A 14709-nucleotide genomic window follows, 5' to 3' on the forward strand; every position below is an offset into this window, starting at 1 on the left:
TAAAATGAATCCATCTAAGTTGTAGGTATCAACGATTTATTTTACTTGCAAAAATGTTGTGCTTCCCTGCCAAGATGATGCGTAAGGTTTTCCTTCATGCTCACCTGCTTTTTCCACGAAAGTACTTGCTTCGAGCACATAAGGACCTGACCAAAGTGCCTCGAATGTAACCACACCATTGGCATCAGCTACAAATTCTTTACCCCATCCCGTGGATGAAAAAACAGATACTTTGGCATTTGGAACAACTTTCCCTGCGCTGGTTATCTTTGCCTGTAGACTAGCACCTTTTTTTGCATTAATTGAATTAAGCAGCTCTACCTGTAAGGGATTTTTTACTGCACTATAGTCTAATTTACCTGGTTTACCAACAATAACAGGCATTAAAGAGGAAAACTCATATTTGGTTTGACCACCTAGATCTTTAGGTGCTTTTACAACAGATAAAAAGTAAGTCCCCTGTTCGGTCGGTTGGAATGAACCAGCAAAATGATCCCCTTTATTGGTCAACTGTACCTGAACAGGTGCTTTTCCGGGTACATGTACCAACAATTTAAAATCCTTTACATCTGAATACCATTTTGCGATATCATCTCGTTCGTTGGTCACATATTCACCATAATAGACCTTTACTTCATGCGATTGATTAACAGTACCGTAGGGCGCCGATTCGATCCAAAGCGCGTGAGCATAACTGCTGTTACAGTAAAATAGTACTGTAAGAAATGTAAAAAGCGAAACTAAAATTTTCATATTAAATTGATTGATGCGTATAGTATTAAAACTTATTAGGAAGGATTTTACCCGCCAAAAACAAACCTTAAACAATAAAAACCATTAAAGTTCGCATTTTGTAAGTCCTTCTATATCCTTTATCCATGGTGACTGCCACAACTTTCTGCTTCGGTCCACTACAGCCAATTGTCGCGGTCTGTAGATTTTTGCTACGTGACAGATTGTCTATCACATGATATTTTTGTCTAAATACCATATTTTAATCAATCTAAAACTATTTAGACTGATTAAAAACAGAGCAAATATAAAAGGAATTCTTTGGATATCAAGGATATTTTACATTTTTCGCTTCATGGCGTAGATTTACCTCAGATTTAATTTCCTTTGGGTATTATCACCGTACATAAAAGAAGAACAAAAAAGAAACACAATAATCTTATTTTCAGCTATTTTGAACAAAATCGATATCCACTTAGCCAAGGATCTAGGAAAGAGAGGAGGTGTAAAGCATTGCGATAAACGCGCGTCGTAAAGACGATCAGGAAAAAACTACATCCAAATTGTTGATGTGAGCAATATCGAATAATTCTGTTTCCTGATAGCGCGTAGCAACATGAAGCTTAATATTTTCACAGTGAGGCTCAAATGTGGCATGAACAAGGTCGACTGTATTATTTTCACCGGAGAGGTGCGTTAAGATTAAGTGTTTGAGGCGATCTGTTCTATATTGGTTAAACAGTTCAACGGCAATCCGGTTGGAAAGGTGTCCCCATCCGCTACTAATCCTGTTTTTCAAAAAATAGGAATATCGCCCAGTACGCAGCATATCCTCGTCATAATTGGACTCCAACAAAAGGATATCCGAATGTTGTATAACCTGTTGCACATTTTCACAAGGCCGTCCAATGTCGGTCAACACGCCAATATTATGAATACCATCCGAAACAAGAAAACTACAGGGTTCCTTTGCATCGTGATATTTGGGAATTCCATAAATTTTAAGTCCGCCTATTTCAACCTCTTCATTAGGTGCGATGATATGCACCAAGTGGGAAGGCAAATGCAGCCGGGATCCATCATAACTTCCTTTGGTGATATACACCGGTAAATTGTACTTTTTGGCGAAGACAGATAATCCACGGATATGATCCGAATGCTCATGCGTAATGAAAATTGCTTTGATCTGTGTAGGTATAATCCCTAAATTATACATCCGTAGATGGATATGCTTGCTATTGATACCGGCATCAATCAAGATGGCCGAGTCATCTTTTGCTATATAATAACAATTCCCATTACTACCGGAAGCTATCGCACAATATTTCATTTGCCTGTATTAATTTATAAGGATTTATATTCAACAGCGTCAAAGATACGAAAAACAGGAAAATTCAGTAAGACCCTAACATTCGGGTAAACTTAACGGAATATTTACGGCTAAGCCTCCATCTGCTGTTTCTTTGTATTTGACGTTCATATCCAACGCTGTCTCCCACATGGTTTTGACCACAGTGTCCAAGCTTACTTTCGCTTTATCAGGATTGGACTGTAAAGCCAGCTGAGCCGCGGTGATAGCCTTTATCGCTCCCATGGTATTACGTTCAATACAGGGGATCTGTACCAGTCCCCCGATCGGGTCGCAGGTCAAGCCAAGATGGTGTTCCATCGCGATCTCCGCCGCCATCAGAACCTGGCGTTGTGATCCGCCCAGCACCTCTGTCAATGCTCCGGCAGCCATTGCCGAGGACACACCGATTTCCGCTTGACAACCGCCCATGGCTGCAGAAATCGTTGCATTCTTTTTGAAGATCGATCCGATCTCCGAAGCTGTCAGAATAAATTGAACAATTTTTTGTTCTCGCATGCCATCATGGAAAGTAATAAAATACTGTAAAACAGCTGGTATTACACCTGAGGCGCCATTCGTAGGTGCAGTAACAACACGACCAAAGGACGCATTCTCTTCATTGACCGCTAGGGCAAAACAACTCACCCAATCCAGGATATATTGAAAGTTTTGTCCTCCTTCACGAATCGCTGTAACCCAAGATTCATAATCCTGATAGCTGCGTCCCTGCATCAATTTTTTATTTAGTTTAGCCGCCCGACGCTCTACATTCAAACCTCCGGGTAATGTTCCTCCTGTATGACAACCGCGATAGATGCATTCATAAATCGTCTTATAGATATTCAAAACACCTGCAACAGTCTCACTTTCCTCGCGCCAGGCACACTCATTCTCAAGAACAAGCTCCGATATTTTCAGCCCCGTTTTCATAGTCCAATGCAGCAGCTCCTGGGCAGTGTCTACCGGGAAAGGAAGGTCAACTTCGGACAAGACACTTTCAGTATCATTTTCTTGAACAACAAAGCCACCACCTATAGAATAATAGGTTTCGGTAATGGCCTTACCATTCGATAGGAAAGCCTGAAATGTGACAGCATTTGGATGGAAAGGCAAACTTTCGGTATATAAAAAAAGAAGATCTTCTTGATAGGAAAATGGGACCGTCCATTGACCAGCAACTTCAAGTTCACCAACGGCTTTGATATGCGCCACCTTTGGTGTTACGCGATCTACATCAAAGGTAACCGGGTCGTCTCCGCTCAATCCAAGCAATACAGCGATATCCGTACCATGTCCAGCTCCTGTTTTGGCTAAAGATCCATAAAGCAAAATCTTGACCTGTTCCACTTCATTCAATACTCCTTTTGCCTGCAGGACACGCGTAAACTGCTGGGCTGCACGCCAAGGGCCTAAGGTATGCGAACTGGAAGGTCCGATACCGATCTTAAACATATCAAAAACGGATATTTGTTCTTTGCTCATCATCTTTATTGTTGCGGTTAGCTCGCTTTCCATAGCTTTTGTGAAAACCGCATCTAAATTAGCACAAATAAGTGTACAATGTTACTGTATTTGCATTATTATCATTTTGAGAACTAAGCTGACATTCTTTTAACAAGTATCCAACAAACATCTTACATTTTTTAGGGAAAAAGTAAGAAATGCTTCCCTATCTTTGTTGGCTACAATTCATAGCATGACGGGAAAAACATATTTATATTCATTTTTTACCTTTTTTATTTGTTTATTTTCGATTAGAACATATTCCCAACAGCTACCTAAACGGGAGTTTCGTGGTGTATGGGTTGCCACCATAGGCAATATAGACTGGCCCTCTGTCAGAGCTAGCAACAATGTAACCCTGCAAAAACAGGAATTTATCGACCTGCTGGATCAGCATCGAAGTGCTGGCTTAAATGCGATCATCCTACAGGTACGGCCTGCTGCAGACGCATTTTATGCTAAAAGCCGGGAGCCCTGGAGCCGATATTTAACCGGAAAACAAGGTCAGGCCCCAGCCCCATTCTATGACCCTTTGCAATTTGCTATTGAGGAAGCACACAAAAGAGGAATGGAATTGCACGCCTGGTTCAATCCTTACCGCGCTTCAACAACGTTGAATCCGGCTCATTTTTCAGAAGATCATATTACCAAGCGCCATCCCGAATGGTTTTTTACATATGCCGGAAAAAAGCTTTTCAACCCCGGGCTACCTGATGTCCGCAAATATATCATTGATGTTATCATGGATGTTGTTAAAAATTACGATATCGATGGCGTCCATTTTGACGACTATTTTTATCCTTATCCAGACAGCCGGAATACATCCGTACCGGATCAACTGACCTTTGCTCGATACAACAATGGAATTGAAAATATTGAAGACTGGCGGCGCAATAATGTGAACATGCTTGTGCGCGATCTTGGCATCGCCATCAAAAGAATAAAGCCCTATGTCAAATATGGCATCAGTCCATGTGGTGTATGGGACAACAAAGAAAATAATCATATGGGTTCGGAAACTCGCGGACTAAGTGCTTACCGGGAGCTGTATGCGGATGGAGTAAAATGGATGCAGGAAGGCTGGATCGACTACATCAACCCCCAGATTTATTTTCCATTTAAAAATCGTGCCGCGGCGTATGAGGTGCTGGTATCCTGGTGGCAGCAGCATACCTATGGGCGGCATTTTTATGTCGGGCATGGTGCTTACCGGGTAACAGAGCATAAGGCCGGATGGACGGACAAAAGTCAGATTCCACGACAGGTACGCCATCTACGGGAGGAACATGATGTAGCGGGTAGTATATATTTCAGTTCCAAATCCCTCACCGACAATTTGGTTGGACTGCAAGACTCTATGCGCAATGACCTGTATCGTACACCTGCTCTTCCCCCAACAATGCCCTGGCTGGATAGCATTCCACCCAATGCTCCTTTCGGCTTACTGGTAAAACCATCCGGTAACGGGAAAATGAATACGCTTTTTTGGCAGAAACCAGATGCCGCTAGCGATGGTGAATCAGCATATGGTTATGTTGTGTACCGCTTTGCGGTTGGCGAACGCGTTAACATCAAGGACCCCAGCAAAATTATTTTTATCACCTACAATGCCGATAAACTTCAGTACACCGACGATGACATCAAACAACATCAACAGTATAAATATGTCGTCACAGCGATAGACCGAATGAAAAATGAAAGCCGCCCTTCAGATAGTCGGCAGGCAAATGAAGATACCTAATGATTGCAAAAAACCTCCCAAATCGCAGCTGTTGTCAGCTTAGCAATCTAGGAGGCTCTTTTATTTAGTGTGATTTTAAAGCGAATCTATTTACCTTGCCCGTATTTGAATTTCTTGTTGATGGTCACAGGCAATTTCCCTGTCGCAATATTCTGCCCTAGGATGGTCTTGGCAGCAGCCTTCTGCATAAAAGCATCATTTTGGTAAGCCAGCAATATGGTCTTTGCTTTCTTCGAGGCTTCGACAGCATCTAAGGCGTATACATTTGTAAATAGTGTCAAAATGGATTTCTTCGCAAACTTCCTCATCAAGTCCTGCACGTTTTCATGTAACTGCATTGTTGGACGTGGACGTAGTCTGGTATCGTGTACTGCGATGACGTATTGTTTGTTTTTCTTGATTTCTTTTACAAGACGTTTCATGTCTTCTTTACTCAAGCTGTCGGGTACAAAATATTGCGTTTCATTGGTCAATGCAGTTGCCAGTTCATTCTGAAAGGTTTGATTGGCAGAAATACCGATGTTGATAATCGCAGTAGGCAGCTCTTTGTTGAAGGATTTCAATTTTTCGGTTGAATTGAGTGCCGTAATGGCTGCATTGGAAAGTTCGTCGATCAACTGCACGGCGGATGCCCTGTGCAGATCGGCATATAAGTTTTGCTGAGCTGTAGCCTGATACTTATCCAATCCTAACCATAGTTTGGCAGCCAATACTCTTTTCACCCTTGCATCAATATCCGCCTGCGAAATACGGCCTTCTTCGATCGCCTTAAGGATAAGATCAATTGCCCGTTTACTATTTTCGGAGACCTCCAGCAAGTCGTGCCCAGCAATGATCGCCTGTACATCCGCTTCACCGTTCGGGAAGAACTTTTTAACGCCTTTCATATCCATGGCGTCGGTGACTGTCAAACCATTAAAACCAAGCTCATTCCGTAGTAGGTCGGTAACAACTTTTTTAGAAATAGAGGACGGCATATTAGGGGTGTCATCCAAGCTGGGGATATTCATATGCGCAACCATAACTGCGGGGGCACCTGCTTTAATAAGCTCCTTGAAGGGATACATTTCAAGTGAGTCCAATCTCTTTTTATCAAAAGGGAGTTGTGGGAGATCATAATGTGAATCTACGTCTGTATCACCGTGTCCTGGAAAGTGTTTGATGGAGGCCAGTATACCGCCATCCACCATGCCGTCCATATAGGCTTTTGCTTTTTGGGTGACATTGTATTTATTATCGCCAAAAGAGCGAATCCCTATCACTGGATTTTTCGGGTTGTTGTTGATATCCACATCCGGTGCGAAATTGAAATGCATACCGATGCGATGAAAGTCCAGTGCGACCTCTCGTCCCATGCGGTAGATCAATTGATTATCCTGCACGGCACCAAGTGTCATCTGGTAAGGGAAAGATAAGGTAGAATCCGGCATACGCATACCAAGCCCCCATTCACCATCAAAAGTCATCATCAAAGGTACTTTAGAAAGAGATTGGTAGCGGTTGAACATGTCCACATGACGCACGGGACCACCCTGAAAAACAACAAGACCACCCAAATGTTCGTCCTGAATAACCTGCGCAACGGAATCAATATACTTCTGACCTAAATTGGTATGAGCCCGCACGAGGAATAACTGTGCTACTTTTTCCTTTGGCGTCAAGATATTAAATACGGCATCCACCCAATCGTGCTGGGAATTGATGTATTTTACAAAATCTTTCTTGTCCTGTGCTTTCGCAATGGATAGCGCACCGACCAATGCCAATAGGCCCAGACTGAATTTTTTGAACATAAATTAGTTTGTATAATGTCTTAAATAGATTACTAATAACGCTATTATTTTGGATAATATGAAATTGTTTTTGCAACAATTTCATATAAACACGCATAAAGACGCAATTCACATAGGACTGTATGAAACAGCATGCTCGAATTAATAAGAAGAGATGCAAGCTATACCTGTTATTTGTCCTTGATTATGTGAATCAATTCCATAATAAGTTCCGTTATGGATATCATGTAATTAATAGCGATTATGTGCATACTGAGATGGCGAATAGTTGCCTTGTTCTATCATTGGGGTTCGTTGGGCCATGCGGTTTCAATAATCGCAGTGAAGAAGAAAGTCAACGCTAAAGCAACGCGTAGACAAGAGTTGGTGTAAGGAGAGAAGGCTAGGTATCTGCAATAAGCTTAATCAACCAGAATCTCGATACTAGATACTAAATCAAATTATATTTTTTCTCTAGAAAAAGAGTCAATTCCATCACGTTTTCCAATTCACCGATTGCCTCCTTTTTCCACAACTTGTCGATAATCAACAAGAGAAATTGAGTTTCAAGATCTGGATTTTCATAGTTCAGATCTTGAAAGGCACGAAGAATAATAGGTTGCACGGGTTTCATGAACTGCTCGTGCTGTTGTTTGGAAAAGGGATGGTGCGACAGACGCTCCTGTAATTTCCAGAATAGGGGTTCGGCGGTAACCAATTTGTTGGGTAGATTGATCATCGTCCGCAGGAACTCTTTTGGTTCACGGTAAGTCATCATTCCACGGTGATGGGTGAGGACTTTACGGTAGCCCGATTTAATCAAATAGACCAAAAGCGCGTCCTTGTTACCAAAATGTTTGAATATCAACGCCTCAGAAACCCCAGCGTTCTGTGCTATTGTTTTGGTAGAGGTATTGGTATAGCCTTGGTCTGAAAAAAGCAACAACGCTTCTTTCATAATACGCTCTTTTCTACTCAAAACACTTTCTTTCATATACTATGCCGTTCAGTTGATTTTTAATTCTACTGCAAATATATCTAATCTTTCCGTTCAGTTAGGATTATTGTAACTAAAATGATAGTAATTCGTATCAAATAGTCGCATAAATTTGACAAATAAATATTTACAACCAATAACAGCGCATTAAACGACGCAGACAACCTCAATCAATGAAAATCAACACCTGGACAATTGTTATCCTTTCGCTTAGTTTAATGCTAATAAAGATGAATGCTCATGCCCAGCAACATATCGCTGGAAAGCTTACAGACAGCAACAATTCGAACCCTATTTCAGGCGCCAGTGTTACCATTATCGCGCTAAAGGATTCCAGTAAGACGCAAACACCAACCGATATTTTGGGCAAGTTTGTCAGTACGGCTCTTCCTGATGGGGATTATCTCGTATCGGTACAGCCAATGGGCTATACTGCGGACATTCGAAAAATAAAATTAGCGGGCAAACCCATAGACATCAATTTTAAGCTCAACAGCTCGGAGATCGTGCTAGATGAAATCAGTATCTCGCCAACGAGTATACAGGTGCGGGGCGACACCTTGGAATTTGACGCAAAAAAATATGTCACCCCGGATTTTGCTGATGCCGACGAACTGGTCAAACAGATACCCGGTGTAGAAATTGATGAAGACGGTAATGTAAAGGCGCAGGGGGAAGCCGTAAGTAAGATTATTGTTGATGGTCGTGAATTCTTCAGCACTGATCCCAAAGTTGCGCTCAAAAACTTGCCGGCAGATGTCATTGCCAAAGTTCAGCTTATTGATGACAAGACCGAGCAAGCAAAATTCAGCGGATTTGATGATGGCAAGCGCATGAAAGTGATCAATATTGTCACCAAACCGGATAAGAGGAAATCCTACTTTGGCAAGATCAGTGGCGGAGCTGGCCCGGACAACAAATATGCAGTCAATACGCAAGTCACCAAAATGAATCCGAAGCGGCAGTATTCCATCGATATCAACACCAATAACGTCAACCAGCCCAATGGTTTTGCGCCACGTGGCAACACGCGCGGACGTACAGGACAGGGAGTTACAACGCGATTCAATGCCGGATTCAACTACCTCGACCGCTTTTTGGCAGACCGTATGGATTTCAACGCCAATTACACCTACAACTATACCGACAATAATACGATCAGCCAAAGCAAAACGGAATATACCGCAGGCAACAGAGCTAATCAAATCAACAATCAGCAGCAATTTGGCAGTACGTACACAAATAATCATGCCCTTTCCCTGCGCGCAAACTGGAAGATAGATTCTATCCAAAGGCTGGATATACAGCCTAATTTCTCCTACCAGAGCAACGATAGGCTTGGTGGCTCCATGGGCAATACACTATTAAATTTGCAGGACACGCTCAATAGATCAAATCGCAACAATAAAAGCTTCGGTGAGAACTTTAATTGGGGCGGAGACCTGACTTATATGCGCAGACTGAACAAACCTGGTCGTACGCTCAGCATCAATTTCAACGGTTCTTTCAGTACCAACAAAAGCCATGCTGCCAATTATGCCCTCAACTCCTATTATCGGGATGGCCTACCTCAACGGATTGACACGGTAGACAACCGCAATTACTCGAACGGAGACAACAACGGCTTTCGCACAAAAATTGCCTATACGGAAATGTTGAGCAAATACTCGCGTTTGCAGGCTAATTATACTTTTCGGAATACGGCACGGTATTCTGACCGTAAAACCTATGAATTCCTCGCGGAGACTGAGCAATTGGGGGAATTAAAAAACCGGCTATCGAATGAATTTCGCAATGACTTTGTGTACCATAGTGCTGGCCTATCTTATTTATTTCATAAAAAAGACAGCATACGTTTCCAAATTGGATTGGATTACCAAGCAGCAAATCAGGTGAATGACAAACTATTTCCGAACACATTGAAAACCAAAAGTCATTTTAACAGCCTATTGCCCAACTTAAATTTCCAATACAATTGGAATAAAGAAACCCGTATTGAGATACGGTACAATGCTAAAACCAATACACCGGCTATTGAACAGCTGCAAGATTTTATCGATAATCAAAATCCATTGCGCATCAGTTCGGGTAACCCAAACCTGAAACAAGAATATGACCATAACCTGGTCATGCAATTTAGGTCTATCAACAAAGCTTCGGGTAGAAGCTTTACATCAGATTTTACGGCCGATTTTATTCAGAATAAAATTTCAACAACCATCTTTACGACAGATTCCGCATTTGCCATCGCCGAGGATATCATACTCGGACCGGGAGGCCAGTATATCAAACCGGAAAACTTTGACGGGGTATATAACCTGAAATGGCATAATAGTTTTGGTTATCGGGTTGAACCATTAAAACTGAATATCAACCTCAACAACAATGTATATTTCAATCAGAATTACACGTTGTTGAATCTGGAAAAAGTAAACGCCAAAACATACGGTATAAATCAACGTGTCGGGGTGAATACCGCTTTCAGCAAAGATGTCATTATTGGGCTGGACTACAACGGAAATTTATCCTATTCAAAAAACTCTGCAACGGAGAAATCCAACTATTCTGTTTACAAGCATACAATCGGCAATTCCATTGCTTTGACATTGTTGAAAAGTTGGACGTTAAATTCTACATTCAATTACCTATACAACGGCAGCATCCTCAATGCCCCAAGCACCACAAGCTTGCTGTGGAATGTCTCTATTGGGAAGAAATTATTCAAAAGGAGAAATGCGGAGATTAATCTGACTGTTTTTGATATTTTCAACGATAATAAAAACGTCAATCAACAGGTCAATGACCTTTGGGTACGTGTATCACAGTCCAACGCGATTACCCGTTATGCAATCTTAAGCTTTACGTATCATATAAGGGGTATGGGCGGAAAATCAAATCGCCCGCGAAAAGATTAAAAATCTTCACGTGAAACACCGTTTTTAATCTACTGTCAGCATATATCCGACGCCGCGGACGTTGGTAATTTTGATTCTAGGATCCTGGCTTAAATACTTTCGGATACGACTAATAAACACGTCCAGACTACGCCCAGTAAAGTACTTATCATAGCTCCAATAGGCACGCATAATCTCTTCTCTAGGGATTACCTTATCTTTCTGCTCGTACAGTTTACGAAGGAGTTCACTTTCACGAAAGGATAATTTCAGTGTTTCTCCCTGATAAATCAACTGATGTTTCAGGCTATCCAAGGTGTAATTTCCGATCATCAGTTTTTGTCCAAACAGCATTTTGGGACTATTCTTTAACAAAGATTCTATCCGGACTACCAGTTCCTCGATTTTAAATGGTTTTTTGACATAGTCATCTCCACCCAGACGAAATCCCCGAACCACATCCTCTGTCTGTACTTTAGCCGTCAAGAAGATAATAGGGAGCAATGTGTCCATCTCCCGAATTTTTGTCGCCAATGTAAAACCATCCATGACGGGCATCATCACATCCACCACCATAATGTCGGGTCTTGCAGTGTTGAATGACTCCAAAGCCTCTTGCCCATTATTGCAGTGCACAACATGGAAACCATTTGCTTCTAAGCTATCCGCGACGATCATTGCCAGACTTGGCTCGTCTTCTACATATAAAATATCAATCATAACTCATGTAGTCCAATAACAATTTAATTTTCCATGCCATCACGTTGCTGAAGATAGCATAGTTTACGTTAATATGGTAATCGAACGATAAAAGTACTTCCTTTTTCCAATTCACTTTCAACGCTGATCTTACCTTCGTGGCGTTTCACCACTTGCTTGACATAAGCAAGCCCCAATCCGAAACCTTTCACATCATGTAAATTCCCTGAGGGGACCCTAAAAAACATATCAAAAATCCGCTGATGGTATTCCGGAGCGATGCCTTTCCCATTATCCGTAATTCGGATCTGCACATATTCTTTGCCGCCTTTGATTTCCACGCAGATCTTAACATGGTGCCCAGCATATTTAATGGCATTCTCCAATAAATTATTGATGACATTTTTCAAATGAGATTCATCCCCTTTGATTAAAATCGAATCCGGATCGGCAAGTAGTTCGACGTCAACTATTTTTGTTTTATTGAGTTGTGCCACTTCAATAACACTTTCAATCATCGCGACAATATCAAAGTCAGATCGTTGGAGAACAATGCCCTTCGTGGCATCGATGTCCATCTGCAATACTTTTTCGATCATGCCGGAAAGGTGGTCAAGTTCTTTCTTTGAAATCTCGAGGTAACGGTCCATCTTTTCCTTATCTTCGCGTACACCGTAGCGTTGTATGGCTTCAATCGCCGCCATCACGGTTGAAACTGGAGTTTTCAACTCATGGGTCATATTATCCACAAAATTTTTTCGCAGTTCGGCCATTTTGTTTTGGTTAAGAATAGTTTTCATGAGGTAGAAAAAAGTACCTAACAAAAGTCCAATCAGCAGCAGCGAAATCAATAGTTGCCAGCTTAGGCTATACAGGAGGTATTTCCAGTCCTCCTGGAATTTGACCACCAGGAACTGATTTTTTAAAGGATTGACCATCATTGGCCGTGTCCAAGCCAAGTTTTTTTCCCGGTATTGGCGCCGCATATCTTTTACCTGTTCGCGTGGGATCGTAACGATGTTTAATTCGTAGGGCACTGAGATGCCCTTATTGTTGAGTGACTCCTTAAATTTATTGTCAATCAGGTGCAGATTGGTTTTGTTCATCTCAAAATCACGGAACAAAAAGGGAGGAATAATGGCATTCTGGCCATCGCGGTCTTTGAAATACATCTTTCCCTTTCGATTTGAATCATCCCGAAAACCATGTTCTTTTTTGGGCTGGCTGGCGCGCACTTTTCGCAAGGCTTGATCAAGTTGCGCTTCGGATAGAAAGGTTAGAAGTTCCTTTTTCACGTCGCTTAGCAGGCGATCTCTTTCGACCTCAGGCCCATCCAGACGCTGGTTGCCATTTTCAGCCTGATACACTTCCTGTACAGCGTTAAAAAGTGAACGTTCGGCAGTGGACAGAAAAAGATCCCGACGATTGGTGTAACTTCCATAAAGCCAAATCCCCAGCACAATGGTAATTCCTATACCGATTAATACGATCAAGCTGATCAGTAATTTAAATCTTCTACCCATAATGAAAACAAATTTAAATTACTAGATTTGCAATCGCTGTGGTAATTAACCATATTTAACAAAATATAACACTGATTAACAGTAAGCATTGATTACTTTTGCACTATTCAAAAATTAATATGATCAAAAACTTTAAGAGACGTAGTATACAATTTTTACTTCCAATTTTTACGCTGGCAGCCTTTGTCGGTTGTAATAAGGACATTTCACTTTCTTTGGATAATTCAAGAGATGAAACGATTGGCGTAGTACCAATTGATACGGTTTCAGTCAAAGTTTCGACTTATCAATTGGACAACATTCCGACGTCAGCCACAGGGACGATTTTGGTCGGAAAAAACAGCAATTTGGTTACTGGAAGCACCAAATCAACGTCTTATATGCGTTTGGGAATTGGTACAGTAAATAGTGCGGGCATCCCTGATGACGCAGTATTGGATTCAGTTAGCTTAGTCGTTCCTTTAAATAAATATTATTACGGTGATACGACTCAGGTTCAAAAAATTTCTGTCCATCGCGTATCAGAAGAAATTACCCAAACACAGATTGACCTGACAAAACCTGCTGACGAACGCCCTGTATTTGTCACTTCAGCAGCGATATTCAGTAAACAAAAATTTGCTTTTGACAATGCTGCTTTGGCAGAACTTTCATTCAAACCCCGTGTTAAATCAATTGACTCTTTACATTTTAGATTTAACAATACGATCGGCAATGAGCTGTTTACGATGATCAAAAACAACGACAACAGAATTCAGAGCAACACAAGCTTTCAAGAATATTTCAAAGGTTTGGCACTTGTGCCTGATAATAACAATAGTACACTTATTGGCTTTAAAGACACAGTCTATTTACAGGTCCACTATTCATTTTTAAACAATGAAGGGACAAAGTCCAGTGGAAAACAGTACTTTTCAATAGACAACAAAGCCTACCAGTATAATCAGATTGAGACTGACCGCTCAGCGACAAAGTTTGCACCATTGACACTGGTGAATCCACAACTCTCAAGTCAACAAACTGATGGTGATACATTTTTAGAAGGATCTACGGGTGTTGTAGCAAAACTGGAATTCCCTACGTTATTAGAATTAGTGAATAATCCTTCGGTTTCTATAAATAAGGCTGAACTGATAATCGAAGTGGAAAATGCTTCTTCGACAAATTTTGCACAGCCAAAAAATCTGATATTAATGGTTGCTAGTAACAATGGGAATCCCATCAGTATTGTATTAACACCATATGCTACTGATACTCGAAGTATACAAGCTGCCTCATTAGTTCCTGGCAACGATTTCGGTTCAAATGGCAAGTATACGTTCAATTTGATTGAATATTTGACAAAAATTAAAACAACAGCATATAAAAACACATCATTATATCTATCTTTACCAACATCGGAGCTATTTTCAACAGGAAACAGATTAATCCTGGCAAAAGATAATGAGAATGATCCTAAAATTAAATTAAACATCCTTTATACTAAATTTTAATAAT

The 14709-nt window shown here is 41.2% G+C and carries 10 protein-coding genes; 3 read left to right on the plus strand and 7 right to left on the minus strand.

All coding sequences use genetic code 11. The features are described 5' to 3' along the window. Positions 1 to 36: 36 nt before the first annotated feature. From B4A24_RS02195 to B4A24_RS02205, 3 genes are all read right to left on the minus strand, one after another. The gene (locus tag B4A24_RS02195) at positions 37 to 753 is read right to left on the minus strand and encodes a DUF4198 domain-containing protein (protein ID WP_293942114.1); all 717 of its coding nucleotides are present in this window, start codon (positions 751 to 753) and stop codon (positions 37 to 39) included. A gap of 520 nt (positions 754 to 1273) precedes the next feature. Next, entirely contained in the window at positions 1274 to 2062 is a 789-nt protein-coding gene (locus B4A24_RS02200; protein WP_293942116.1) for an MBL fold metallo-hydrolase, read from the minus strand. A 75-nt stretch (positions 2063 to 2137) separates the two neighbouring features. Then, positions 2138 to 3565, minus strand: coding sequence for an L-serine ammonia-lyase (locus B4A24_RS02205; protein ID WP_293942224.1), 1428 nt, complete (start codon positions 3563 to 3565; stop codon positions 2138 to 2140). A 214-nt stretch (positions 3566 to 3779) separates the two neighbouring features. Between B4A24_RS02205 and B4A24_RS02210 the strand changes: the two genes are divergently transcribed. Continuing rightward, positions 3780 to 5327: a glycoside hydrolase family 10 protein gene (locus B4A24_RS02210; protein WP_293942119.1), complete on the plus strand. Its 1548-nt coding sequence runs from the start codon at positions 3780 to 3782 to the stop codon at positions 5325 to 5327. 86 nt (positions 5328 to 5413) lie between these two features. On the opposite strand, the gene B4A24_RS02215 is transcribed toward B4A24_RS02210, so the two are convergent. Together B4A24_RS02215 and B4A24_RS02220 are read right to left on the minus strand one after the other, a co-directional pair. Then, positions 5414 to 7120 (minus strand): glycoside hydrolase family 3 protein, encoded by a 1707-nt coding sequence (locus B4A24_RS02215; RefSeq protein WP_293942122.1) that lies wholly within the window; start codon positions 7118 to 7120, stop codon positions 5414 to 5416. A gap of 430 nt (positions 7121 to 7550) precedes the next feature. Then, positions 7551 to 8093: a TetR/AcrR family transcriptional regulator gene (locus tag B4A24_RS02220; protein WP_293942125.1), complete on the minus strand. Its 543-nt coding sequence runs from the start codon at positions 8091 to 8093 to the stop codon at positions 7551 to 7553. 176 nt (positions 8094 to 8269) lie between these two features. On the opposite strand from B4A24_RS02220, the gene B4A24_RS02225 reads away from it, so the two are divergent. Then, positions 8270 to 11011, plus strand: coding sequence for a TonB-dependent receptor (locus tag B4A24_RS02225; protein ID WP_293942128.1), 2742 nt, complete (start codon positions 8270 to 8272; stop codon positions 11009 to 11011). Positions 11012 to 11035: 24 nt separating this feature from the next. Here the strand turns inward: B4A24_RS02225 and B4A24_RS02230 are convergent, their stop codons facing one another. After that, positions 11036 to 11710, minus strand: coding sequence for a response regulator transcription factor (locus B4A24_RS02230; RefSeq protein WP_293942130.1), 675 nt, complete (start codon positions 11708 to 11710; stop codon positions 11036 to 11038). Positions 11711 to 11778: 68 nt separating this feature from the next. Then, positions 11779 to 13212, minus strand: a complete 1434-nt coding sequence (locus B4A24_RS02235) for a sensor histidine kinase (RefSeq protein WP_293942133.1) — start codon at positions 13210 to 13212, stop codon at positions 11779 to 11781. 119 nt (positions 13213 to 13331) lie between these two features. Here B4A24_RS02235 and B4A24_RS02240 point away from each other — a divergent pair, with 119 nt between their 5' ends. Next, entirely contained in the window at positions 13332 to 14705 is a 1374-nt protein-coding gene (locus B4A24_RS02240) for a DUF4270 family protein (RefSeq protein WP_293942135.1), read from the plus strand. Positions 14706 to 14709 lie beyond the last annotated feature (4 nt).

This window comes from Sphingobacterium sp. UBA7249 (assembly GCF_002472835.1).
In the GTDB taxonomy this organism is placed as follows: Bacteria; Bacteroidota; Bacteroidia; order Sphingobacteriales; family Sphingobacteriaceae; genus Sphingobacterium; species Sphingobacterium prati.

Coding starts and splice junctions, on each gene's coding strand:
- B4A24_RS02210 (WP_293942119.1), top strand. CDS start 3,780: ATGACGGGAAAAACATATTTATATTCATTTTTTACCTTTTTTATTTGT.
- B4A24_RS02240 (WP_293942135.1), top strand. CDS start 13,332: ATGATCAAAAACTTTAAGAGACGTAGTATACAATTTTTACTTCCAATT.
- B4A24_RS02235 (WP_293942133.1), bottom strand. CDS start 13,212: ATGGGTAGAAGATTTAAATTACTGATCAGCTTGATCGTATTAATCGGT.
- B4A24_RS02200 (WP_293942116.1), bottom strand. CDS start 2,062: ATGAAATATTGTGCGATAGCTTCCGGTAGTAATGGGAATTGTTATTAT.
- B4A24_RS02225 (WP_293942128.1), top strand. CDS start 8,270: ATGAAAATCAACACCTGGACAATTGTTATCCTTTCGCTTAGTTTAATG.
- B4A24_RS02205 (WP_293942224.1), bottom strand. CDS start 3,565: ATGAGCAAAGAACAAATATCCGTTTTTGATATGTTTAAGATCGGTATC.
- B4A24_RS02195 (WP_293942114.1), bottom strand. CDS start 753: ATGAAAATTTTAGTTTCGCTTTTTACATTTCTTACAGTACTATTTTAC.
- B4A24_RS02230 (WP_293942130.1), bottom strand. CDS start 11,710: ATGATTGATATTTTATATGTAGAAGACGAGCCAAGTCTGGCAATGATC.
- B4A24_RS02220 (WP_293942125.1), bottom strand. CDS start 8,093: ATGAAAGAAAGTGTTTTGAGTAGAAAAGAGCGTATTATGAAAGAAGCG.
- B4A24_RS02215 (WP_293942122.1), bottom strand. CDS start 7,120: ATGTTCAAAAAATTCAGTCTGGGCCTATTGGCATTGGTCGGTGCGCTA.